Source organism: Isoptericola sp. NPDC056134 (assembly GCF_042264825.1).
Classification (GTDB): Bacteria; Actinomycetota; Actinomycetes; order Actinomycetales; family Cellulomonadaceae; genus Isoptericola; species Isoptericola nanjingensis.
Map to the genome: position 1 here is coordinate 123,110 of NZ_JBHJVM010000005.1, position 23,626 is coordinate 146,735.

The 23,626-nt window shown below is 74.0% G+C and carries 21 protein-coding genes; 8 read left to right on the top strand and 13 right to left on the bottom strand.

Annotation, left to right across the window (positions count from 1 at the left end):
• Positions 1-126: 126 nt before the first annotated feature.
• The 4 genes from ACFCZN_RS06995 to ACFCZN_RS07010 form a co-directional block, all read right to left on the bottom strand.
• Positions 127-489, bottom strand: a complete 363-nt coding sequence (locus tag ACFCZN_RS06995) for a DUF2200 domain-containing protein (protein ID WP_430556283.1) — start codon at positions 487-489, stop codon at positions 127-129.
• Between the two features lie 43 nt (positions 490-532).
• The gene (locus ACFCZN_RS07000; protein WP_430556284.1) at positions 533-1,147 is read right to left on the bottom strand and encodes a DUF6580 family putative transport protein; all 615 of its coding nucleotides are present in this window, start codon (positions 1,145-1,147) and stop codon (positions 533-535) included.
• Entirely contained in the window at positions 1,144-1,563 is a 420-nt protein-coding gene (locus ACFCZN_RS07005; protein ID WP_430556285.1) for a DUF4430 domain-containing protein, read from the bottom strand. Before ACFCZN_RS07005 ends, ACFCZN_RS07000 begins: the two co-directional genes overlap by 4 nt.
• 70 nt (positions 1,564-1,633) lie before the next feature.
• The gene (locus ACFCZN_RS07010) at positions 1,634-3,760 is read right to left on the bottom strand and encodes a DNA gyrase/topoisomerase IV subunit B (RefSeq protein ID WP_429763758.1); all 2,127 of its coding nucleotides are present in this window, start codon (positions 3,758-3,760) and stop codon (positions 1,634-1,636) included.
• Between the two features lie 136 nt (positions 3,761-3,896).
• On the opposite strand from ACFCZN_RS07010, the gene ACFCZN_RS07015 reads away from it, so the two are divergent.
• On the top strand, positions 3,897-4,112 hold the full coding sequence (locus tag ACFCZN_RS07015) for a DUF7455 domain-containing protein (protein WP_429729875.1): 216 nt from the start codon (positions 3,897-3,899) through the stop codon (positions 4,110-4,112).
• A 98-nt stretch (positions 4,113-4,210) separates the two neighbouring features.
• Here ACFCZN_RS07015 and ACFCZN_RS07020 read toward each other — a convergent pair whose 3' ends face one another.
• On the bottom strand, positions 4,211-5,800 hold the full coding sequence (locus ACFCZN_RS07020; protein ID WP_430556286.1) for a SpoIID/LytB domain-containing protein: 1,590 nt from the start codon (positions 5,798-5,800) through the stop codon (positions 4,211-4,213).
• A 136-nt stretch (positions 5,801-5,936) separates the two neighbouring features.
• On the opposite strand from ACFCZN_RS07020, the gene ACFCZN_RS07025 reads away from it, so the two are divergent.
• Positions 5,937-7,364 carry an FAD-binding oxidoreductase gene (locus tag ACFCZN_RS07025; protein ID WP_430556287.1) on the top strand — a complete coding sequence of 476 codons (1,428 nt, stop codon included), beginning with the start codon at positions 5,937-5,939 and terminating at the stop codon, positions 7,362-7,364.
• Positions 7,365-7,459: 95 nt separating this feature from the next.
• On the opposite strand, the gene ACFCZN_RS07030 is transcribed toward ACFCZN_RS07025, so the two are convergent.
• From ACFCZN_RS07030 to ACFCZN_RS07040, 3 genes are all read right to left on the bottom strand, one after another.
• The gene (locus ACFCZN_RS07030; protein WP_430556288.1) at positions 7,460-9,052 is read right to left on the bottom strand and encodes an RNA polymerase sigma factor; all 1,593 of its coding nucleotides are present in this window, start codon (positions 9,050-9,052) and stop codon (positions 7,460-7,462) included.
• Between the two features lie 344 nt (positions 9,053-9,396).
• Positions 9,397-9,753 carry a universal stress protein gene (locus tag ACFCZN_RS07035; RefSeq protein ID WP_430556289.1) on the bottom strand — a complete coding sequence of 119 codons (357 nt, stop codon included), beginning with the start codon at positions 9,751-9,753 and terminating at the stop codon, positions 9,397-9,399.
• Between the two features lie 9 nt (positions 9,754-9,762).
• Positions 9,763-11,115, bottom strand: coding sequence for a DUF4192 domain-containing protein (locus ACFCZN_RS07040; protein WP_430556290.1), 1,353 nt, complete (start codon positions 11,113-11,115; stop codon positions 9,763-9,765).
• Between the two features lie 170 nt (positions 11,116-11,285).
• Here ACFCZN_RS07040 and ACFCZN_RS07045 point away from each other — a divergent pair, with 170 nt between their 5' ends.
• Together ACFCZN_RS07045 and ACFCZN_RS07050 are read left to right on the top strand one after the other, a co-directional pair.
• Positions 11,286-11,924 (top strand): hypothetical protein, encoded by a 639-nt coding sequence (locus ACFCZN_RS07045; protein WP_430556291.1) that lies wholly within the window; start codon positions 11,286-11,288, stop codon positions 11,922-11,924.
• Positions 11,925-11,998: 74 nt separating this feature from the next.
• A complete protein-coding gene (locus tag ACFCZN_RS07050; RefSeq protein ID WP_430556292.1) occupies positions 11,999-13,105 on the top strand; it encodes a polyprenyl synthetase family protein in 1,107 nt (368 codons plus the stop codon).
• A 36-nt stretch (positions 13,106-13,141) separates the two neighbouring features.
• Here the strand turns inward: ACFCZN_RS07050 and ACFCZN_RS07055 are convergent, their stop codons facing one another.
• Entirely contained in the window at positions 13,142-13,573 is a 432-nt protein-coding gene (locus tag ACFCZN_RS07055) for an Rv2175c family DNA-binding protein (RefSeq protein WP_429763766.1), read from the bottom strand.
• 48 nt (positions 13,574-13,621) lie between these two features.
• Between ACFCZN_RS07055 and ACFCZN_RS07060 the strand changes: the two genes are divergently transcribed.
• Positions 13,622-15,658: a PASTA domain-containing protein gene (locus ACFCZN_RS07060; protein ID WP_430556293.1), complete on the top strand. Its 2,037-nt coding sequence runs from the start codon at positions 13,622-13,624 to the stop codon at positions 15,656-15,658.
• A 3-nt stretch (positions 15,659-15,661) separates the two neighbouring features.
• On the opposite strand, the gene ACFCZN_RS07065 is transcribed toward ACFCZN_RS07060, so the two are convergent.
• A complete protein-coding gene (locus tag ACFCZN_RS07065) occupies positions 15,662-17,026 on the bottom strand; it encodes a class II 3-deoxy-7-phosphoheptulonate synthase (protein ID WP_430556294.1) in 1,365 nt (454 codons plus the stop codon).
• A gap of 46 nt (positions 17,027-17,072) precedes the next feature.
• Positions 17,073-18,299 carry a pyrophosphate--fructose-6-phosphate 1-phosphotransferase gene (locus tag ACFCZN_RS07070; protein WP_429763769.1) on the bottom strand — a complete coding sequence of 409 codons (1,227 nt, stop codon included), beginning with the start codon at positions 18,297-18,299 and terminating at the stop codon, positions 17,073-17,075.
• 169 nt (positions 18,300-18,468) lie between these two features.
• Here ACFCZN_RS07070 and ACFCZN_RS07075 point away from each other — a divergent pair, with 169 nt between their 5' ends.
• Entirely contained in the window at positions 18,469-19,092 is a 624-nt protein-coding gene (locus ACFCZN_RS07075; protein ID WP_430556295.1) for a GNAT family N-acetyltransferase, read from the top strand.
• Positions 19,093-19,096: 4 nt separating this feature from the next.
• Here ACFCZN_RS07075 and ACFCZN_RS07080 read toward each other — a convergent pair whose 3' ends face one another.
• Positions 19,097-19,816 carry a lysophospholipid acyltransferase family protein gene (locus tag ACFCZN_RS07080; protein WP_429763771.1) on the bottom strand — a complete coding sequence of 240 codons (720 nt, stop codon included), beginning with the start codon at positions 19,814-19,816 and terminating at the stop codon, positions 19,097-19,099.
• 116 nt (positions 19,817-19,932) lie between these two features.
• On the opposite strand from ACFCZN_RS07080, the gene ACFCZN_RS07085 reads away from it, so the two are divergent.
• Entirely contained in the window at positions 19,933-20,481 is a 549-nt protein-coding gene (locus ACFCZN_RS07085) for a hypothetical protein (RefSeq protein ID WP_429763772.1), read from the top strand.
• Between the two features lie 49 nt (positions 20,482-20,530).
• Here ACFCZN_RS07085 and ACFCZN_RS07090 read toward each other — a convergent pair whose 3' ends face one another.
• A complete protein-coding gene (locus tag ACFCZN_RS07090; protein ID WP_429763773.1) occupies positions 20,531-21,475 on the bottom strand; it encodes an ROK family glucokinase in 945 nt (314 codons plus the stop codon).
• 276 nt (positions 21,476-21,751) lie between these two features.
• On the opposite strand from ACFCZN_RS07090, the gene ACFCZN_RS07095 reads away from it, so the two are divergent.
• Positions 21,752-23,563, top strand: coding sequence for an AMP-dependent synthetase/ligase (locus ACFCZN_RS07095; RefSeq protein WP_430556296.1), 1,812 nt, complete (start codon positions 21,752-21,754; stop codon positions 23,561-23,563).
• Positions 23,564-23,626: the final 63 nt, after the last annotated feature.

Below are 23,626 nucleotides of genomic sequence, written 5' to 3' on the forward strand. Positions count from 1 at the left end.
GGGGGGGCCAGAGGGGGGGGGAGGGGGGGATGAGGAGGATGGTGGGGGGTGGGGGCGGGGGGGGGGGGGGGGTTGTTTGGTTTGTTTTTTTTTTGGTCCCCCCCCCACGCCGGGACGCCCGCCCGGCTACGCGGCCACGCTCCCCCGCAGGATCGACGTCATCTTCTTGCCGTTGGCGACCTCGTCGACGAGCTTGTCCATCCAGCGGATCTGCTGCATCAGCGGGTCGTCGATGTCCTCCACGCGGACACCGCAGATCACCCCGGTGATGAGCGACGCGTTCGGGTTCATCGCGGGCGCCTCGGCGAAGAACGTCTCCAGGTCCACCTCGTCGGCGATGACCTTCTCGAGGCCGGCGTCGTCGTAGCCCGTGAGCCAGGTGAGGACCCGGTCGAGGTCGTCCGTGCTGCGGTCCTTGCGCTCCACCTTCCGCACGTACAGCGGGTAGATGCTGGCGAAGGTCATCCGGCGGATCCGGTCGGCAGGCATCGGTCGCCTCCTGTCGTGACGGTCGGGTGTGCTCCTGCCGAGGCTATCGCGCGGGGAGCGCGTCGACAGCAGCCGACGAAGCTCGCTCGAGCCGCGTCACGAGCGCGACGAGACCGGCAGCGAGCGGCACGAGCACGAGGTTGCCCAGCAGCATCGGGCGCAGGAACGGCAGGCCGGCGACGTAGCTGGCCAGCAGGCCGTCCAGCCCCGCAGGGTAGAACGTCCCGCGGCCGAGCCACCACACGCCCGCGTTGGTCCAGAGGTAGAAGACCAGCGAGCTGCCGACGCCGAAGCCCAGCGCGGCGACGAGGCGACCCGTGGCGCCCCGGGTGCGGCCGGCCCACCAGGCGCCGACGCCGATCGCGGCCCACGCGGTCCACGTGAACACCAGCACCGAGGAGTTGCCGAGCAGCACGTCGCTCAGCGCCACCACGACCAGCGGCGCGAGCATCGCGAGCCGGTGGCGCAGCAGCCCGGCGGCGGCGAAGGCCGCGGCGGTCGAGAGCTCGAGGTTCGGCGGTGCGCCGAGGTCCGTCTTCACGAGCCGCCAGACGACGGCGCCCGCGACGAGCAGCACCGCCAGCGCGGGCCGCCACCACCGGTGCACGAGCTCGCGGGCGGTGAGCGGAGCCTCCAGGCGAGTGGTCGCGGCGCTCACTGCTCGATCTCCTCGAGCTTCCAGGTGATCGTCTGGCCGTCCTTCGTCTCGAGCGAGCCCGCCCCGACCTGGGCCAGCTCGTCGTCGACGTACAGGCCCCAGAACTCCGTCTCCGGGTCGGCCTCGCGCCCGCGGATCGCGGTGACGTACGCGTTCTCGCCCTTGCCCTGCACCTGGGCGTCCGGATCCTTCTCCTGCAGCAGCTCGAGAGCGGTCTTGCCGTCCACGCCCTCGTAGGAGAACTCACCCACGTTCTCGGCCACCTGCTCGGAGGCCTCCACCGACGCGGACGCGGCGGGCGAGGCGCCGTCCGACGAGCCGCCCTCCGAGCACCCCGCGACGAGCCCCGCGGTCAGGGCCAGAGCGGGCAGGAGCACGAGCAGTCGAGGCGCCGTCCGGCGCGGTGCGGTCTTCACGGCCAGAGGGTACCCATCACCGGAGCGCACCCGCCGCTCGGGCCGCCATGCGGACGACGGCCCGGACGGGTCAGGCGTCGATGCGGGACTGGTCGAGGGTGCTCGCCCCGGCAACGATGAACTCCTTGCGGGGCGCGACGTCGCTGCCCATGAGCAGCTCGAACACGCGCTCCGCCGCCTCCGCGCCCTCCACCGTGACCCGGCGCAGCGTGCGGTGGCGCGGGTCCATGGTGGTCTCGGCGAGCTGGTCGGCGTCCATCTCCCCCAGGCCCTTGTAGCGCTGGATGTCCTCCTTGTACCGGCGCCCGGCCCGGTCGAGCTTCTTGAGCGTCGCGGTGAGCTCCGCCTCCGAGTACGTGTACAGGTACTCGTTCTTGCGCCGGCCGCTGCCCAGCACCTCCACCCGGTGCAGCGGCGGGACGGCGGCGAACACGCGGCCCGCCTCGAGCATCGGCCGCATGTACCGGTAGAAGAGCGTGAGCAGCAGGGTGCGGATGTGCGCGCCGTCGACGTCGGCGTCCGTCATCAGCACGATCTTCCCGTAGCGGGCGGCGTCCAGGTCGAAGGACCGGCCGGAACCGGCGCCGAGCACCTGGATGATGGCCGCGCACTCCGCGTTGCGGAGCATGTCGCTGATCGACGCCTTCTGGACGTTGAGGATCTTGCCGCGGATCGGCAGCAGCGCCTGGAAGTCGCTCGAGCGGGCCAGCTTGGCCGTGCCGAGGGCGCTGTCGCCCTCGACGATGAAGAGCTCGCTGCGGTTCACGTCGTCACTGCGGCAGTCCGCGAGCTTCGCCGGCAGCGACGACGCCTCGAGGGCGTTCTTCCGCCGGGAGATCTCCTTCTGCTTGCGGGCCGTGACGCGCGCACGCATCTCGGCGACGACCTTCTCGAGGAGCAGGGCGGACTGCGCCTTCTCGTCGCGCTTGGACGACGTGAGGAGGGCGCCCAGCTCCTTCTCGACGACGCGGGAGACGATCGCCCGCACGGGAGCGGTGCCGAGCACCTCCTTGGTCTGGCCCTCGAACTGCGGCTCCGCGAGCCGCACCGTGACGACAGCGGTGAGGCCGGCGAGGACGTCGTCCTTCTCGATCCGTTCGGCCGCGTCCTTCGTGGAGACCTTCAGACGACGCGCGTTCGCCTCGATCTGCTTGCGGACGGTCTTGAGCAGGCCCTGCTCGAACCCGGACAGGTGGGAGCCGCCCTTGGGCGTCGCGATGATGTTGACGAAGGTGCGGACCTCGGTGTCGTACCCGCCACCCCACCGCAGGGCCACGTCCACCTCGCAGTCGCGCTGAACCTCCTGCGGCGACATGTGACCGCGTGAGTCCAGCACCGGCACCGTCTCGGTGAAGTGGCCGCTGCCCTTGAGCTGCCACGTCGACGTCACCGGGGCGTCGGGCGCGAGGAACTCGACGAAGTCGATCGCGCCGCCGTCGTGCTGGAAGACCTCCTCGTGCGGGCCGGACTCCCCCGGCGTGCCCGGCAGACCGCGCTCGTCGCGCAGCGTGAGCTTCAGCCCGGGGACCAGGAACGTCGTCTGGCGGGCGCGCGTGACCAGCTCGTCGTAGCTGAACACCGCCGTCTTCGGGAACACCTGGCGGTCCGCCCAGTAGCGCACCCGGGTACCGGTGACGCCCCGCTTGGTCTTCCCGACGATCGCCAGCTCGGACCCCGACACGAACGGCTCGAACGGCGACTCCGGGGACGGCCCGGAGACCGGGTCGGAGAAGACGCCCGGCTCGCCGCGGTGGAACGTCATCCGGTGGGTCTTGCCACCGAGGTCGACCTCGACGTCGAGGCGCGCCGAGAGCGCGTTGACCACGGAGGCGCCCACGCCGTGCAGTCCGCCCGACGCCGTGTACGAACCGCCGCCGAACTTGCCGCCGGCGTGCAGCTTCGTGAAGACGACCTCGACGCCGGTCAGGCCGGTCTTCGGCTCGACGTCGACCGGGATGCCGCGGCCGTCGTCCTCGACCGTGACCGACGAGTCGGCGTGCAGCACCACGCGGATGTTCGTCGCGTGCCCGCCGAGGGCCTCGTCGACGGAGTTGTCGATGATCTCCCACAGGCAGTGCATGAGGCCGCGCGAGTCCGTCGACCCGATGTACATGCCGGGGCGCTTGCGCACGGCCTCGAGGCCCTCGAGGACGGTGAGGTGGCGCGCGGTGTACCCGGACTCGGAGGTGGCAGTCACGGGAACGAGGGTAGACGACCGAACAGGTGTTCTTGTGCGCTCCACGCCGTCGGACTGTGCTCCACGCCGCTATGCCCGGAGCGAACCCGGCCCGGGTCCGGGATGCTCCGGTCCACCTGTCTGGTTGGATGGTCATGTGAGCACCACGACGACCGAACCGACCCAGCCGCTGACCGCCGCCGACCGCTGCGACCGCTGCGGCGCCCAGGCGTACGTGCGAGTGGTCCTGCCTGTCGGAGAGCTCCTCTTCTGCGGGCACCACGCACGCGCGCACGCGGACGCCTACCAGGGTGTCGCCGTCCACGTCCAGGACGAGACGGACCGGCTCCACGAGGAGCACGGGGCGCGCTGACCCGGCGCAAGCACACCGACCCCACGAGAGCCCCGCACCGTCCGGTGCGGGGCTCTCGTGCGTGGGGGGGGCGGGACGACGGCCGAGGCCGGCGAGGATCAGCTGCTGCGGCCCGAGAGCGAGCCGACCCACGACGCCCGGACGCCGAGGGTGGTACGCCACCCGTCCGCCGTCTTGGTCCGCGACACCTTCGTCCCCATGGCCGAGGTGGCCGTCAGCGTCTTGATCTGGCCGCTCGACCACCGCGACGTCACCGCGATCGAGCGCACCGACGCGAGGCCGAAGACCGACCTGGCCGTCGCCTGCGTGATCGAGTCGCTCCACGTCAGGTACGGGTTGCCGGGCGCCTTGGCCGAGTACGTGTCGGCGACGTGCGCGAGGTAGGGCAGAGCCGCCGTCCCGAACACCTCCGTGTTGGTCGCCGTGCCACGGCGCCCTCCCGCGCTGCCGGTCGACGCGAAGTACGGCGTCTCCGCGAACCCGCCCTCGGCGTCGCGCAGCACGGTCACCGTGCCGTCCTGCACCGTGGCGTCCACCGCCGCGACCCAGGCGCTCCCCCAGCTCCCGCCCTGCTTCTTCCAGCCGGTGTAGTGCTGCGAGCGGGTGTCGTCGTAGACGTGGCAGCCGCACGTGGACTTCAGGCCCTTGACCTTCTCGACGATCGCGTAGTTGCGCGCCGCGACCGCCTGCGCCTCCAGCGCCGCAGCACCGCGGTTGCTGCTCGCGCCCCAGCCCGAGGGCATCTCGTCCAGCCCGTAGAGGTACTCGGTGTTGATGACCACCTGGTTGACGACGTTCGGCCGGTCCGACCGCTTCGTCACCACCAGGCGTCCGTTGCGGTAGGTCCCCTGGGCGCCCGCCACGGTCGCGACCGCCTTCGTCCCGGTGGGCTGGTAGTTCCGCGTGCCGGACCACTCGTACGTCAGGCTGGAGCGCGCGGACACGCTCTTCGTCGTCGCACCGCCCTTCGTCACCGTGGCAGTCACCCCCGAGGGCGCGACGCCGACGGTGACCTTCTCCGCGGCTCCGCCGCTCGCCACGACGGCCCCCGCCGGGTCCATGAGCCGCCAGGCTCCGGAGCCGACCGCCAGCACCGTCGTGGTCCGGCTGTCCGACGGCGGTCCGAGCACCTGCACGTCCAGGCTGGTCCGGGGGTCGTTCGCCGTCGAGACGGTGGTGCCCGGGTAGTAGTAACCGAGGATCTGGGCCGCGGTACGACCTGAGCGCGACTGCTCGTAGGCGCCCCACTGGGCCATCCCGACGCCGTGCCCCGAGCCCGAGCCGGAGATCGCGAACCGCACCGGCACCACGAGCACCGTGACACCGCCGCTCGTGGCGTGGCTGGTCCTGAAGCGGTACGTCGTCGAGGCGGTGGGCTTCACCGTCGTCGACACGCGGCCCGTCGACCCGGTCCGCACGGTGCGGACCTTCACCCACGACGTCCCCTCCTTGCGCTGCAGCGTGACCGTCGCGCCCCGCACGGGCTGGCCGGACTTGAGGTAGCGGACCGTGAGCGACTTTCCGGTCGCCGCCGTCGTCGTCCCTCCGCCGGAGCCCGTCAGCGACCAGGTCGCCGCCTGCGCCGCAGGCGCCACGAGGACCGACGCGAGCGACAGCGCCAGGGCGACGACGAGCGCGAGCAGGGCGACGACCCGGGGCCGCCCGGGGAGGGTCGTGGTCTGGAGCACGCGGACACCTTGCCACATCGGCCCAGGTCAGGGGAACGCCCCCACACTTCACCCGGGGGCCCGGGGCACCGACCGTCATCGCCGGCGCGCGGGCGTCTCTCTCCTCTCGGCACCGTCCACCGAAGGAGAGTCCCCGATGTCCAGCTCCGCTCCCGTCGCCCCCGACCGCGACCTCGACAGGGCCGCCGCCCTCGCGGCACAGCTCGACCCCGCGCTCGACGGCACCACGGCCCTGCCCGCCGACCCGGCCTACGACGCCGCGCTCCCCGGCTTCAACCTCGCGCTCGCCCACCGGCCGGCGCTCGTCGTGCGGGCTGCCTCGCCCGAGGACGTCGTCGCGACGGTCCGCGCCGCCGCGGGCCACGGGTTCGGCGTCGGAGTCCGCTCCACGGGCCACAGCGCCGCCGCGACCGGCGCCGGCGACGTCCTGCTCGACGTGTCCGCCCTCGACGCCCTCGTCGTCGACCCCGTCGCCCGCACCGCGACCGTCGGGCCCGGCGTCCCCTGGCAGGCGGTGCTCACCGCCGGCGCGGACCACGGGCTGGGCGGGCTCTGCGGCTCGTCCCCCCAGGTCGGGGTGATCGGCTACACGCTCGGCGGCGGGCTCGGCCCCCTGGCGCGCACCTTCGGCTTCGCCGCCGACCACGTCCGCGCGATCGACGTGGTCACCCCGGCCGGCGACCTCGTCACGGCGACGCCGACGCAGCACGAAGAGCTCTTCTGGGCGCTGCGCGGCGGCGGGGGCGCGTTCGGGGTCGTCGTCGGGATGACGTTCGACCTCCTCCCCCTGTCCACCGTGCGCGCGGGCACGCTCTGGTTCGACGTCGACGACGCGCACGCCGTGCTGCACCGGTGGCGCGAGCACACGACGACGCTGGCCGACGACGTCTCGACGTCCGTCGCACGCCTGAACCTGCCGCCCCTGCCCGACGTGCCCGAGCCGCTGCGCGGGCGCGCGGTGCTCGTGGTGCGCTACGTCCGGCACGGGCACCTCGCGGCGCCCGACCCCCTGGTCGACGACCTGAGGCTTGTCGCCGTGCCGATCCTCGACACGGTCGGAGACCTGCCGTACGCGCAGATCGGGGCGGTGCACGCCGACCCGGACGACCCGATGCCGTTCGTCGAGCGTGGCGGGCTGCTGCGCGAGCTGACCGAGGACGCGGTCGACGCGTTCCTCGGGGCCGTGCCGACCGACTCCCCCGTCCTCGCGGCCGAGATCCGGCTCCTCGGCGGCGCCGTGGCCGGGCCGCCCGCCGTGGCCAACGCCGTCGGCGGGCGCAACGCCGCCTGCACCCTGTTCACCGGGGCGCTCGGCAGCCCGGTCGGGCCGCCCGACGTCGCCGACCGCCTCCAGGCGGTGCACGACGCGCTGGCGCCCTGGACCACCGGCGGCTCGCTGCTCAACTTCGCCGGCCCGCGGGACGACGTCTCCGCCGCCCTGGTGCGCGAGGCGTACGGCCCGGCGACCTACGACCGGCTCCTGGCGCTGCGCCGCCGGCTGGACCCCGCCGGCACCCTCGCCCCGTCGTCGCGCTGGTCCGTCGCCGCCGACGTCGCGCCCTGACGGCTGGCCCACTGCTCGACGAGCCGCGCGGACGCACGAGAGCCCCGGTACCGACGGGTACCAGGGCTCTCGTGACGACGTGCTCCTGAGGCGGATCAGTCCAGGTAGTCGCGCAGCACCTGGGACCGCGACGGGTGCCGCAGCTTCGACATCGTCTTGGACTCGATCTGGCGGATCCGCTCACGGGTGACCCCGTAGACCTTGCCGATCTCGTCCAGCGTCTTGGGCTGCCCGTCCTGCAGGCCGAAGCGCATGGAGACGACGCCCGCCTCTCGCTCAGACAGGGTGTCGAGCACCTGGTGCAGCTGCTCCTGGAGCAGCGTGAAGCTCACGGCGTCCGCCGGGACGACGGCCTCGGAGTCCTCGATGAGGTCACCGAACTCGCTGTCGCCGTCCTCGCCCAGCGGGGTGTGCAACGAGATGGGCTCGCGCCCGTACTTCTGGACCTCGACCACCTTCTCGGGGGTCATGTCCAGCTCCTTGGCGAGCTCCTCCGGGGTGGGCTCGCGACCCAGGTCCTGGAGCATCTGCCGCTGCACGCGGGCCAGCTTGTTGATGACCTCGACCATGTGCACCGGGATGCGGATGGTACGGGCCTGGTCGGCCATGGCGCGGGTGATGGCCTGCCGGATCCACCAGGTGGCGTACGTCGAGAACTTGTAGCCCTTGGTGTAGTCGAACTTCTCGACGGCGCGGATCAGACCGAGGTTGCCCTCCTGGATCAGGTCCAGGAACAGCATGCCGCGGCCGGTGTAGCGCTTGGCGAGGGAGACGACGAGGCGCAGGTTCGCCTCCAGCAGGTGGTTCTTGGCGCGCTTGCCGTCGTGCGCGATCCACCGCAGGTCGCGGTACATCCGGCGCTCGTCGGCGCTCGCCTTCGTCTTGTCGTAGGCGGCGTAGTCCTGGGACAGGCGCTCCTCCGCGAACAGGCCGGCCTCGATGCGCTTCGCGAGCTCGACCTCCTGCTCGGCGTTCAGCAGCGCGACCTTGCCGATCTGCTTGAGGTAGTCCTTGACGGGGTCGGCGGTCGCGCCGGCCGTGACGACCTGCTGCGCGGGCTGGTCGTCGTCGTCGGTGTCCGAGACGACGAAGCCGGTCTCCTCGTCCTCGCCCTTACCCTTGCCGGCCGCGGGCTTGGCACCCTTCGCGGCGGCCTCGTTCTCCTGCTCGTCGTCGGCGTCGGTCGCGTCGTCGAGCTCGACGTCCTCGACGTCGTCGGCTGCGGGCTCGTCCTTCGACGCCGCCTTGCGGCCACGCGTCGGCTTCGCCCCCTTGGCGGCTGTCTTGGTGCCGGCGGCCTTGGTCGCGGGCTTCTTCGCGGACGTCGCCTCGGCCGGCTCGTCGTCCGTCGACGCGGCGGACTTCACGGCGGAGGTCGTCACGGTCGAGGTCTTCACCGCGCTCGCGGAGCGCGCCGCCGGCGCCTTCGCGCGCGTGGTGGTGCCCCGGCTCGAGCTGGCGGCGGCGACCTTGGTGGCCGTGGGCACACCGATCTCCACCCCGGCGGTCGCCAAGGCGCGCAGGACCGCCTTCAGACGCTTGGGGTCCGCCACCGCGGCGTTCTCGCAGGCAGCGCGGAAGCTCTCGGCGTCGACCCGGCCGTCGGCGGTGCCTCGAGCGAGCAGCCCCTGCAGGGCAGGGTGCTCGAACTCGCGGGGAAGTGCAGGGTTCTGCGCAGTGGACGCCACAAACCGACCTTTCGGCATTCGAGGGGACGGTGCACCGCCGTCAAGGCCTCCGACTCGGACTGTCGTGGCTCAGGCGGACACCTCTATTGTACCGGCGACATCCGCGACGGAAGGGCACCACGGGCTCCTGCGCCCAGTCCCGTACCCACGTCGTCCGTTCCCCGGTGCTGGCTCAACGTCCGGGGAGTCGCGAAGATTCCCGACGGCAGAGGCGGAACGACGGGCGAAACCCCGGGCGGCACGGTGGGGCCGGGCCTCGCACGCCCGCGCGCAGGACCGCCCGAGGACGGTCGCGAGCGTCACATCGCACGACGCGTGGACCGCGCGCGTCGCCGCGCGTGTCGTCACGGCTTCACCGCCAGGACCGGACAGGGCGCCTCGAGGAGGATGCGCTGCGCGCCGGACCCGAGGATCAGCTTCCCCACCGGGCTGCGTCGTCGGAGACCCACGACGATGAGCTCGGCGGCCACCTCCTGCGCCGTGCGCACGAGATCCTCGGCGAGGTCCCCCGTGCCGCCCACCACCGAGTAGGCGAGCCCCGAGGAGGCGAGGTCGTCCTCGACCGCCTGCCTCTCGGGCCCGCCGTCGTCCCGGGTGACGACGACCGTGAGCGGGACGGACCGCTCCTGCGCCTCGCGCTTCGCTGCGGCGAGTGCCGCCTGTCCCTCGGCCGTGCTCAGGAGTCCGACGACGATCGCCATGGGGGCACGCTACCCGACCGTCGGCCCGGCCACATCGGTCGCCCCGGCGAGATCCTCCGCAGCCGGCCCTCGCGCCGCGCTCACCCACCCGGGCGGGACCGCCGCCTCCAGCACCCCGGCCACGAGCGCGGCCAGTCGGTAGCTCGGGTCCTGCCGCGCGGACTCTCGCACGCGCCGGGCCGCGAGCCACCCGTCGCCCCGCCACCAGGCCAGGAAGCCCAGGAGCGCGAGGGGCGGCGCGTGCCACCGCCGCGGCGCGCCGCCCACCAGCTGCTCCAGCACGAGCCGGGCCGCGTCGGCGGTCGCCCCGTCGGGAGGCACCCCGACCCGCGGGTCCACCACCCGGGCGATCGCCCGGGCCGTGCCCGACTCCACGTCGCGGGGGACGTCGACGTCCCCGCCCGCCCGGACCGTCCGGTCCGCCGCCTCTCGTGCGCCCGGCACCAGGGACAGCAGCACGGCGTCCCGGACCCGGACGTCCGCGAGCGCCACCGCCAGGCGACCGAGGCGTGCCGGGGGCAGCTCGACGTCGCCGGCCGGACAGGTGCGCAGCTCCGCGGCCGCCTGTCGCACCAGGTCGCACCAGACGCCGTAGGCCTCGGTGCGCCAGCGACCCGGCCCGTCAGGTGCCGCCGCACGGGGCGTCGCACGGGGCGTCGCACGGGGCGTCGCACGGGCCGGCTCACGAGACGCCGCACCGGTGGCGTCACCTGCCGCCGCACGCGCCCGCTCCGCACGTCCCGCCGCCTTGGCGACTCGGTCACGCACTCCCGCCGGCAGCGTACGGACCCGGTACGCCTCCTGCTCCGAGCGGGCGATCGCCCGCCCCGCGACCACGAACGCCGCCCCCACCTCGCCGTGCTCGAGCTCGCTCGTGGGTCGTCCTCCCGCCGGACAGCACGCGGGGTCCGTGCAGTCGAGGCCGCGATAGCCGTCCGGGCCGACGAGCCAGGTCTCCACGTCGACCGTCGGGCCCAGGGACTCCTCCAGCGCCCCGACCGCGGCCGCCTCCCACGCCCGGACCCGGTCCGGCGGTGACGCGGTGTAGAGCACGACGAGCGCCAGGCGGGCCCCGACCCGGGCGGCCGCCCGGGCGACGACGGCCGCGCTTCCCGTCGTCCCGGCGCCCGCCTCGTCCCCGGGGTCGCCGACGGGTCCGTCGAGGTCGGGCAGGCCGGTCCGTGCGACGAGGCCGACCCGGCCCTCGTCGGTGACCGCGACGACGACCACGCACTCCCGCGGGCGGAACCCCAGCAGGTACGGCACGGCCGCGAGCAGGTCGCGGGACGAGCGGAGCACGAGCGGGGTGTCGAAGGCGGTGCCGGGCTCCCCGGCGTGGTCGGTGGCGTATGCGGCGTCCATGGGTCCGATCCCAGGGCACGACCGCGGGCCCCGGCGCCGCGGGCCGCCCCGCTGTGGACGGCACCCCGCTGGGGGCAGGCTCCGTGGCCTGCGCCGCCGTGCGACGTCCGCGGCGTCGCCCTCGTCCGGGACGTGCGAGCGAGGTGCCGCGGGCCGCTACGGTAGGCGCCGTGCCCTCGCTCCCCCGCGCCCCGCGCCGCCGCGCCCGGTCGCGTCGCGCGCCCGCGACCAGGGCACGCGGCGTGGGCGCCGTGGCGCTCACCGCGCTCCTCGCGCTGTCCGGCTGCGGTCTGCTCGGCGGCGGAGGGGCCCCGGACGACGACGTGTCCGCGACCGGCGAGAACGGGTCCGGCGTCGGCGTGCGTGGCGTCACGGAGACCCCTAGCGCGGAGCCGGGGACGGGCGGCGCGTCCGCCCTGCCGACGTTCGACCCCGACACGACGGTCGGCGGGTACGCCGACGGCTTCCCCGAGAAGCTGCTCGGGGCGCCCGAGGACGCGACGGTGCTCGCCAGCTCGGCCACCCCGGGCGAGGGCGGCCTCACCGACGTCACCCTCAACCTCGCCACGCAGCGCGGCACGCAGGACGTCATCGACCAGCTCGCCGAGCGGTTGCGCAAGGCCGGTTTCGAGGAGTCCGGCACGTCGAGCCTCTCCGGCCTCACCGCGCAGACGGTGTTCGGCCGCGAGAGCACGCCCCGGGGAAAGAAGAAGGACGCGGGCCCGGTCGTGGAGTCCGTCACCCTCGGCGTGCTCGACGACGGCGAGCGCCGCCTCGTGACGGTCAGCGGCTCCGTCGTCGTCGGCTGACGGACCTGCTGACGGACCTGCTGACCGGCCCCGCCCCCGTCGGGACCGCCCGGCCGGGCGCATAGGCTGTCGGCATGCCCACCGCCGCGTCGCTGGTCGACCTCGAGAACCTCCGCACCGACGTCGACACCAGGGTCGAGGAGCACCTCGACGCCCTCGCCCGGGAGGTCGCCTCGATCGGCGACGCGGCGACCGCGCTGACCGACCAGGCGGCCGTGCTGCTCCGCGGGGGCAAGCGCCTGCGGGCGGCGTTCTGCTACTGGTCCTACCGGGCCCACGGCGGCGCCGCGTCCGGCCCCGAGCGGGACGCGGTGGTGCGGGCCGGGGCGGCGCTCGAGCTGTTCCAGGCCGCCGCCCTGCTGCACGACGACGTCATGGACGCCTCGGACACGCGGCGTGGCGAGCCCACCGCGCACCGGGCCTTCGAGGCACGGCACGCCGCGGCCGGCTGGGCGGGATCGGCCGAGCGGTTCGGCACGTCCGCCGCGATCCTGCTCGGCGACCTGTGCCTCGTCGCGTGCCAGCGCGAGATCGCCGCTGCCGTCGCCGACCTGCCGACGGAGCGCGCGGCCGCGGCCCGCGCGCTGTTCGACGCCATGCAGACCGAGGTCGTCGTGGGCCAGTACCTCGACGTCCTCGTGCAGGCCGAGCCGTGGGGCCTGGACCCCGCGGCCGACGAGGAGCGCGCCCGGGACGTCCTGCGCGCGAAGTCGGCGCGCTACTCGGTCGAGCGCCCGCTCGTGCTCGGCGCGGTCGTCGCGGGGGCGTCGCCCGCGCACGTGGCCGCCGTCTCGGACGCCGGGCTGCCGCTCGGGGAGGCGTTCCAGCTCCGCGACGACGTGCTGGGCGTGTTCGGCGACCCGTCGGTGACGGGCAAGCCCGCCGGCGACGACCTGCGCGAGGGCAAGCGCACCGTGCTGGTGGCCCGCACGCTCGCGGCCGCGGGCGCGAGCGACCGCGACCTCGTCGTCGCGCGCCTCGGCGACCCCGACCTGGACGGCGCCACCGTCGAGAGGCTGCGCGGGGTCATCGCCGGCTCGGGGGCGCTCGACGGCGTCGAGGCCCTCATCGACACGCTCGCGGACGGCGCCCTGGACGCGCTGTCCGCGGCAGAGCTCGCCGAGCCCGCCCGCGAGGTCCTCCTGGACCTGGCGCGGGCCGCCGTCGACCGGGCGGCCTGACCCGCCGGCCGTCCCTCCGACCGGAGGGACCGGGCGTCAGAGCAGCGCCTGGGCCACCCGGCGCACCTCGGCGCGACGACCGGCGCGCAGCTCCCCGATCGGGGTGGCGCCGATCGACGGCTCGGTCTCGAACAGCCAGCGCAGGATGGCGGCGTCGTCCAGCCCGACGTCCGAGAGCACCAGCACGGTGCCGCGCAGCGTGTGCAGCACGTGGGGCGCCCCGTCGTCGGTCACGAGGAACGCGGCAGGCACCTGGAACGTGTTCCGGTCGCCCCGCTTGACCCCGACGAGGGTCCGCTCCGAGACCAGCCCGCGCACCTTGGACACCTGGGTCCCGAGGACCTCCGCCACGTCGGGCAGGGTGAGCCACGCGTCCACGAGGGACTCCAGGGCGGCGCGGTCGTCGGTGCGGTCGTCGGTGCTGTCGGGGACGGGGGCGCCGGGCTCCGGCGCGGTGGTGTCGCTCACCGGGCCAGCCTACGGGCCTGCCGAACCGGGCGCCCCTACACTCGTCGCGTGGCCATCACGACGACCGACCCGATGCTCGGCCGCCTGGTCGACGGGCGGTACGAGATCGTCGCGCGCGTCGCCCGAGGGGGCATGGCCACCGTGTACCGGGCCACCGACCGGCGGCTCGACCGCGAGGTCGCCGTCAAGGTGATGCACCCGCACCTCGCGGACGGGGTGGACGGCGCCGCCTTCGTGTCCCGCTTCCGCCGCGAGGCGCGCGCCGCCGCCCGGCTCACCCACCCCGGCGTCGTGGCGGTCTACGACCAGGGCGTCGACGGCGACACCAGCTATCTCGCGATGGAGTACGTGCCGGGCACCAACCTGCGCCGAGAGCTGCACACGTCCGGCGCCCTCACCCTGGACCGGGCCCTCGACGTCGTGGCGCAGGTCCTCGCGGCCCTCGCCGCGGCGCACCGCAAGGGCCTGGTCCACCGGGACGTCAAGCCGGAGAACGTGCTCGTCGTCGGCGACGACGCCGTCCCTGGCGGCACCGCCCAGGACGACGCCCCGGGCGGCACACCGCCGGGGACGCGGGTCAAGGTCGCCGACTTCGGCCTCGCCCGCGCGGTCACCGAGGTGACCACCACCACCACCGGCACCGTCCTGGGCACGGTCGCGTACCTGGCGCCCGAGGTGATCACCAGCGGCACCTGCGACGCCCGCACCGACGTCTACGCGGTCGGGGTGCTCGCGTACGAGCTCGTCACCGGCACCCTGCCGTATGCGGGCGAGACGCCGATCCAGGTCGCCTTCCACCACGTGCACGAGGACCTCCCGGCCCCGTCCGCGCTCGTGGACTGGCTGCCCGCCGAGGTCGACGCGCTCGTCGCGTCCTTCGCGGCCCGGGACGCCGAGCGGCGCCCGCCCGACGCGGGCGCCGCCCTCGCCGCCGTCGAAGCGCTGCGGTCGTCGCTCGACGCCGACGTGCTCGCGCGCCGCGCGGAACGGCCCGCCGACGGCCCCTCCGACGCCGGCGGCCCGAGCGGGACCGGCGGCGCGCCGCACGACGACGAGGACGACGGGCGCACGGGGACGGACGCCGTCGACGAGATCCCGACGGCGTTCTTCCAGGAGGTGTCGGCGAGCGCGCCGGCGCAGCCCACGCACCGGCTCGTCGAGCAGCCCACCGAGGCGTACCGGCGCCCCTCCCGCCGTCGCCGCGCGGTCGCGTGGACCCTCACCCTGGTGCTCGTCCTGGCCGGCGGCGGGCTGGGCACGTGGTGGTGGTTCGCGGACGGTCCCGGGGCGTGGACCTCGGTGCCGACCGGCATCGCCGGAGTCGCTGCCGACGACGCCCGCGCCGTCCTCGAGGACGCCGGGCTCGGCACGACGACGAGCCGCGCCTTCGACGACGACGTCCCGGAGGGCTCGGTCGTGACGAGCGTGCCCGCGCCCGGCGACCGGGTGCGCACCGACGGCTCCGTGGAGCTGGTCGTGTCCCGCGGCGTGCAGATGCTCACGGTGCCCGACGACCTGGTCGGCGCCGCCGTCAAGGACGCCACCGCGGCGCTGGAGGACGCCGGCTTCACGGTCGGCGACCCCGCCCGGTCGTACGACGACGAGGCCGCCCGGGGCCAGGTGCTCGACGTGTCGGTGGACGAGGGCTCGCGCCAGCGGCACGACACCGTCGTGACGCTCACCGTCTCCGACGGCCCCGCCCCCGTGCAGGTGCCGCAGGAGGTGGGCAAGGAGAAGGACGCGGCCGTCACCGACCTCGAGGGTCTGGGGCTCGTCGTCGAGCTGGCCGACCCGGAGTACTCCGAGGACGTCCCGAAGGGTCACGTGCTGGCGCAGGACCCGAAGGAGGGGGCCACCGCGCACCGCACCGACACCGTGACGCTGACGATCTCGCAGGGGCCGCCCCTGGTCGAGGTGCCGAACGTGGTGGGCAAGCACACCGAGCCTGCCCGCAAGGCGCTGGAGAAGGCCGGCTTCGTGGTCAAGGAGAACACCTACCTCGGCGGCATCCTCGACACCGTCCGGTTCCAGGACCCCACCGGCAGGGCGCCGAAGGGCAGCACGGTGACCGTCACCGTCTGGTGAGCGTCACCAGCTCGTCAGCATCTCCGCGACGCGGAACGCCATCTCGAGCGACTGCTGGTGGTTGAGACGCGGGTCGACCAGCGTCTCGTACCGCAGCGCCAGCCCGGCGTCGTCGATCTCCTCGCTGCCGCCCAGCACCTCGGTGACGTCGTCGCCCGTGAGCTCCATGTGCAGCCCGCCGGGCACGGTGCCGAGGGCGCGATGCACCTCGAAGAAGCCCGTGACCTCGTCCAGCACGTCGGTGAACCGGCGCGTCTTGTAGCCGCTGTCGGAGGTGATCGTGTTGCCGTGCATCGGGTCGGTCACCCAGGTGACGGCCGCGCCCGCGGCGGTGACCTTCTCGACGACCTCGGGCAGCACGTCGCGCACCCTGCCCGCGCCCATCCGGGTGACGAACGTGAGCCGGCCGGGGGTGTTTCCCGGGTTGAGCCGCGCCGCCAGCGCCAGGGCGTCGTCAGCCGACGTCGTCGGGCCGAGCTTGACGCCGACGGGGTTGGCGACGCGCGAGAGGAACTCCACGTGCGCGCCGTCGAGCTGACGGGTGCGCTCGCCGATCCACAGGAAGTGGGCCGACGTCGCGTAGGCCTCGCCGGTCCGGGCGTCGACGCGGGTCAGCGCCCGCTCGTAGTCGAGGATGAGCGCCTCGTGGCTGAGGTAGAACTCCACCGAGCGCAGGGCGTCGAAGTCCGCCCCGCAGGCCTCCATGAAGCGGATCGCGCGATCGATCTCCGCCGCGGTGCGCTCGTACCGCGCGTAGGCGGGGTTGCGCATGAACCCGCGGTTCCACTCGTGCACCCGGCGCAGGTCGGCGTGGCCGCCCTGGGTGAAGGCCCGCACGACGTTCGCCGTCGCCGCCGAGATCCGGTACGCCTGCTCGAGGCGCACCGGGTCGGGCGTGCGTGACTCCGGGGTGAACTCGTGCCCGTTGACCATGTCGCCGCGGTAGGCGGGCAGCGTCACGCCGTCGCGGGTCTCGAGGTCGGACGAGCGTGGCTTGGCGTACTGCCCCGCGAGCCGCCCCATCTTCACCACGGGCGTGCTCGCGCCGTGGGTGAGCACCACCGCCATCTGCAGGATGGTGCGCACCTTGTTGCGGATGCGGGTCGCGTTCGCGTCCGCGAACGTCTCCGCGCAGTCCCCGCCCTGCAGCAGGAACGCCTCGCCGCGGCCCGCCGCGGCGAGACGTTCCGTGAGCAGCCGGGCCTCGGCCGGCACCACGAGGGGCGCCGCCTGGGAGAGCCGGCCCGCCACCGCCGCGAGCGCCTCGGCGTCCGGCCACACGGGCTGCTGGCGCGCCTCGAGGGTCCGGAACCGGTCCAGGCCCTCGGGGTCGCTCCCGGGCACCACGGTGTCGACGGCGGTGGTCATGCGGGCTGCTCCTGCCTCTGGCTCGGTGGTCGGCGGGTCGCCGTCGTCAGTGCGCGGCGGGCTTCGCGGGCACCAGCGGCTGGCCGATGCCCTCGAGGATCTCGCCGAACCACGGCTGGCTGACGTCGAACGCCTTGCCGCCGGCGATGCGCGGGAACGCGATCGCCTTGAGGCGGTCGCCGTCCTCCTCGTCGTGGCCGATGACGCCGGCCTCGCCGCGCAGCGCGCACTCGACGGCGAGGTCCGTCATCGACTTGATGAGGCGCAGGTCCTCGGCGTTCGCGGCCGCGGCGCGCGAGTAGTAGCCCGACTTCTGGACCATGACCTTCTCGGCGCCCAGCTTCTCCGCGAACTGCTTCGCGAACCACTGGCCGGGGTTGATGGTGTCGAGCTTGACGTGCCCGAACGGGTCGCGCGGCACCTCCTCGCCGGCGGCCTCGAGCTGCTGCACGATCTCGTTCATCCCCGCGCCCTCGGACAGGAAGATGTTGACGTTGCCGATCTCGTCCATGACGGCGCGCAGGCGCGCCGCCTCGGCGTCGATGTCGATCTCCAGCTCGGGCAGGAAGACGGCGTGCACGTCCCAGCGCTCGCGCGTCAGGCCGAGGGCCGGGGCCCACTCCTGGGCGTCGAGCCACGAGCGGTACTCCTTCGCGGTGGCCGCCGTGAGCCAGCCGCAGTGCCGGCCCATGACCTCGTGCACGATGAGCATGCGCGGACCGGAGCGGTGCTCGCCGATGACGTTCGCGGCGAAGCCCGCGGCCTCCTCGGCGGCGGTCCAGGCGCCGAGCGACTGCTTGATCGGCACCACGTCGTTGTCGATCGTCTTGGGCAGGCCCACGACGGTGAGCTCGTAGCCGTTGTCGTGCAGGTACGCGGCGAGGTCGGCGGCCGTGGTGTTCGTGTCGTCGCCACCGATGGTGTGCAGCACGTCCACGCCGTCGGCCTTGAGCTGCTCGGCCGCGACCTCCAGCGGGTTCTGGCCCTCCTGCACGAGGCCGCGCTTGACGCAGTCCGCGGCGTTGGTCAGCTTGACGCGCGAGTTGCCGATGGGCGAGCCGCCGAAGCGGTGCAGGATGCCGGCCTGCTTGCGGCCCTCCTCGTCGACCACGATCTTCGTGCCCGTGAGGAGCCCGTGGTAGCCGTACTGGTAGGCGATGATCTCGATCGACGGGTCGAGCTCCGTGTAGCGCTCGATGAGGCCGCCGACGGCGGAGGACAGGCAGGGCGCGAAGCCGCCGGCGGTCAGGAGAGCCACGCGACGAACCGACATGACAGGGGCTACCTCTCGGTGGGGGACGGACAGCGACTCCATCCTAGGAGCACCACCCCGTGCCGGCCCCGGCCGTCCGCCGGGCGAACGCGCCGTGCGCGGCGGCGCCCGGCCGTGCGATGATGTCGGGCGAGCCTCCCCGCCGTCCGGCGCCGGGAGGCTCTTGCGTATGACGACTCCTGCACCCCTCCCCGACCCGTCCGCCCACCTCGCCGGCGCGCCGGTCCGAGTCCGCCGCGCCACGCCGGAGGACCGCGCGCTCCTCGAACGGCTGTGGCTGCTCTTCCGCCACGACATGTCCGCCGTCTCGGGCGAGCTGCCGGGGCCCGACGGCCGGTTCCGCGACGACCGGCTCCGCACCGCCCTCGACGAGATCGACCGCGACGCGCGGACGGACGAGGACGGGACGGGCCGTCGTGCCGCGACCTGGCGCGGCTACCTGGCCATGGCCCCCGACGGGGCACGGGGCCGTTCGGACGAGCGGCCGGTGGCGTTCGCCCTGGTCCGGGGGCTCGACGCGCCGACCCGCGTGCTCTCGGCGTTCTTCGTCGCGCGCGCCGCCCGCCAGCGCGGCGTCGGGCGCGAGGTCGCGGCGGCGGTGCTGCGCGACGTGCCGGGCCCGTGGGAGATCGCGTACCAGGACGCCAACGCCGGCGCCGCGTCGTTCTGGCCGCGCGTCGCGACCGACGTCGCGGGCGACGGGTGGTCGGTCACGCACCGTCCGGTGCCCGGCCGGCCCGAGGTCCCGCCGGACGCCTGGCTGAGCCTCGTCGTGGGCCAGGTGCCCGGGTAGCCGGTCAGGAGCCGGCGGCGGGCTCCTCCGGCGGCTGCTGCTGGGCCGCCGCGAGGCGCGCCTTCATCGTGGCCGCGTAGACGTCGACGTACTCCTGCTCGGACAGCCGCAGGATGGCGTACATGATCTCGTCGGTCACGGAGCGCAGCACGAACCGGTCGCCCTCCATCCCGCGGTAGCGGCTGAAGTCGAGAGGCTCGCCGAAGACCATCCCGATCGGCATCGGCTTGGGGACCGACCGCCCGAGCGGCTGCGCGACGTCGGTGCCCACCATCGCGACGGGGATCACGGGGGCGCCGGATTCCAGCGCCAGTCGGGCGACGCCGGTCTTGCCGCGGTACAGCCGCCCGTCGGGGCTGCGGGTGCCCTCCGGGTAGATGCCGAACAGGTCGCCGTCGTCCAGCACCCGCAGCCCCGTGTTGAGCGCGGCCTCGCTGGCCTTGCCGCCCGAGCGGTCCACCGGGATCGTCCCGACCCCACGCATGAAGCCGGCCACGAGGCGACCGCGGACGCCTCCGCCGGTGAAGTAGTCCGACTTGCCCAGGAACTGGACCTGGCGGTCGAGGACGAGCGGCAGCACGAACGAGTCGATGACGGCGAGGTGGTTGCTCGCGAGGATCGCCGGACCGGAGGTCGGGACGTTCTCGACGCCCTTCGTCCAGGGGCGGAACGCCAGCCGGAGCCACGGCCCCACCAGCACGTTCTTCATCACCCAGTAGAACAACTGTCCTCCTCGCCCAGTCCCGGCAGCCCCCGGTCAGCGGACCGCCGTCGACGGGCCGTGGCGCCGGCGGGCGGACCGTCGACGCGTTGCTTCGCCCACGACAATAGAGTGAACCCATGCCCGCACCGAACCCGGACGCCGATCCGGACCTGCCGGACGACGACCTGCCCGACGACGCCGTCGAGGCGCGGTGGGCCGACATCGTCGCCCAGCTCGGGCCGCTCGACGAGCCCGACGACGCCGACCGGGCGGACGAGCCTGCGGGCGGCACCACGGGCGACACCGCGAGCGAGCCCGCGGCCGACCCGCGCCGCGAGGACACCGCGCCGCCGCCCGGTCGGGTGGTGAGCCCCGGTCCCCGCGACTGGCCCGTCACGCCCGAGATCGAGGATCTCGAAGAGACGGAGTCTCACTTCACGCCGCCGGAGCCGGAACCGGTGCTCTCCCGCGACCCGCTCCTCACCCTCGCGTGGGCGGTGGTCGTCGGGGTGCCGGTGCTCGTCGTGCTCGGCGTCGTCCTGCGCTCGGCCGTCCCGGCCCTGCGCATCCCGGGATGGTCCGGCCCTGTCGCCGGCGTCCTGTTCCTCGTCGCGCTGGGCATCCTCGTCTGGCGGATGCCGCACCGCCGCGACCCGGACGACCACAGCACGGGCGCCGTCGTCTGACCGGCCCGTGCGGGGCCAGGCCTGGCGACGGGGCCGGGCGACGGGCGGATCAGCGCCGTGCGAGGTCGGCGGCGCCGATGATGCCCGCCTCGTTGCCGTGCTCGGCGAGCTCGATCTGCGCCACCGGGCGGTGCCCGAGGGCCGACAGCTGCGCCTCGTAGGCCTTGCGCACGGGCAGGAGCAGCAGGTCGCCGGCCGCGCCGACGCCTCCTCCGATGACGATGAGCTCGGGGTCCAGCAGCGCGGCGACGGACGCCGAGCCCTCGCCGATCCACCGGCCGAGCGTCGCCAGCAGCTCGACCGCGAGCTCGTCGCCCTCCTGTGCCGCCTGCGTGACGTGCGGGCCCTCGAGCGCCGACACGTCGCCGCCGGCGAGCTCGACCAGCCGCGTCGCCCGCTCCGGCTGGGCGATCACGGCCTGCTTCGCGTCGCGCACCAGGGCCGTGCCGGACGCGTACTGCTCCCAGCAGCCCTCGTGCCCGCAGCCGCAGTAGTGGCCGCCCGGGACGACCCGCATGTGCCCCACTTCGGCCGCGACACCCCACTTGCCGCGCACGAGCTCTCGGTCCACCACGATCGCGCCGCCGAGCCCGGTGCCGACCGTCAGCATGAGCATGTCGGTGGCCTCGCGGGCGGCACCGAAGCGGAACTCCGCCCAGCCCGCGGCGTTCGCGTCGTTCTCGACGACCACGGGGACGTCGACGTCCAGCAGCGCCTCGATCCGCTCGGCGAGCGGGTACTCGCGCCAGGCGATGTTCGGGGCGAAGAGCACGGACCGGCGGTCGGGGCTCACGAAGCCGGCGGCGGCCAGGCCGATGGCGCCGACCTCGTGCTCCTTGGCCAGCTCGGCGCACGCGTCCGCGATGGCCCGGTCGATGGAGGCGACGTCGTCGGCGACCGTCTCGCGCCGCACCTTCGCGAGGATCTTGCCCGCCTCGTCCACCACACCCACGGCAATCTTCGTGCCGCCGATGTCGACTCCGATGGCGTGCATGCGGGAACCTCGCGTTCATGTGTCGGGACGCCGCGTCCGTACGGCGCATCACCCGGTCGCCGTCGCGGCGCGGGGGCGCGCGGTGCGCGCAGGGACAAGACTAGCCACCGCGACCGAGGGGTGCGACGCTCGTCCACCACCGGGACGTCACCGCGACGTCACCGGTGGTCACGGACCGTCACCGAACCGTGTCCTGGACCACGCGTGAGACCCGGTATCGTGGCGGCCGGGGAACGCACCCCTGGCCAATGCATGAGCATGGACGATGGAGTCAGCATGGACGAGATCACCATTCCGCAGGCGGTCGAGCTGCCTGCCACGTCGAACCTCAACGACCTCCTCGCCACCCGCGTGGCGAGCGACCCGCGCGCCACGCTCGCCGAGCGTCCCTCCGGCGACGGCTGGCAGCCGGTCTCGGCCGCACAGTTCGACGCCGAGGTGGTGGCCGTCGCGAAGGGGCTGGTCGCCCGGGGCGTCCAGCCCGGCGACCCCGTCGGCATCATGTCGCACACGCGCTACGAGTGGACGCTGCTCGACTTCGCCGCCTGGGCGGCGGGCGCGGTCCCGGTGCCGATCTACGAGACGTCCTCCGCCGAGCAGGTGGAGTGGATCCTCACCGACTCCGGCATCACGCTGCTCGTCGTCGAGGACTCCGGCCTCGCCGCCACCGTCGCGGAGGTCTCCGACCGCGCCCCGGCCCTGCGCGAGGTCCTCGAGATCGAGGACGGCGCGATCGCCAAGCTGACGGCCGCGGGCGCCGACGTCGCCGACGACGAGATCGCCCGCCGCCGCGGTCTCGCCGATCTCGCCGACGTCGCGACGATCATCTACACCTCCGGCACGACCGGGACCCCCAAGGGCGCCGAGATCACCCACGGCAACCTCGCGCTGCTCGGCGTGAACGCCGTCGCCGCCGTGCCCGACGTCTTCAAGGACGGCGGGCGCACCCTGCTCTTCCTGCCCCTGGCGCACGTCTTCGCGCGCTACATCGAGATCCTCGCGATCGCGAGCGGCACCGTGCTCGGCCATTGGGCCGACCTCAAGACGGTCACCGCCGGCCTGGAGGCCTTCCGGCCCACCTACATCCTCGCGGTGCCGCGGGTCTTCGAGAAGGTCTACAACGCCGCGGAGCAGAAGGCCGCCGCCGGGGGCAAGCTGAAGATCTTCCACTGGGCGGCCGCGACCGGCATCGCCTACTCGCGCGCGCTCGACACGCCGTCGGGCCCGTCGCTGTGGCTCCGCCTCCAGCACAAGGTCGCCGACACCCTCGTGTTCTCGAAGCTGCGCGCCGTGCTCGGCGGGCAGGCCCAGTACGCCGTCTCCGGGGGCGGCCCCCTCGGCGAGCGGCTCGGGCACTTCTTCCGCGGTCTCGGGGTCACCATCCTCGAGGGCTACGGGCTCACCGAGACCACCGCGCCGACCAGCGTGAACCGCCCCGACGCCATCAAGATCGGTTCGGTCGGGCCCCAGCTGCCCGGCTGCGGGGTCAGGATCGCCTCGGACGGCGAGGTCCTGCTGCGCGGCATCCAGGTGTTCCGCGGGTACCACAACAACCCGGAGGCGACCGCCGAGGCGTTCGCCGACGGCTGGTTCCGCAGCGGCGACCTCGGCACGCTCGACGACGACGGGTTCCTCACGATCACGGGCCGCAAGAAGGAGATCATCGTGACGGCCGGGGGCAAGAACGTCGCCCCGGCGCTCCTCGAGGACCGTATCCGGGCGCACGCCCTCGTGAGCCAGTGCGTCGTCGTCGGCGACAACCGCCCCTTCATCGGCGCGCTGATCACTCTCGACGCCGAGGGCCTGCCCGGCTGGCTCAAGATGCACGGCAAGCCCGAGATGACGCCCGCGCAGGCGGCGACCGACCCGGAGGTGCTGGCCGCGCTCGACGCCGCCGTGACCCGCGCCAACCAGGCGGTCTCGAAGGCCGAGTCGATCCGCAAGTTCGCCGTGCTGCCGGGCGACCTCACGGTCGAGAACGGCTATCTCACGCCCAAGCAGAGCGTGCGCCGCCACGTCTTCGTCAAGGACTTCGCCGCCGAGATCGACGAGCTGTACGTCGACACCCGGCAGAAGTCCGCGAGCTGACCCGGCACCGCCCGCACGGACCCGAGCCCGCCGAGACCACCGTCTCGGCGGGCTCGCCTGTCC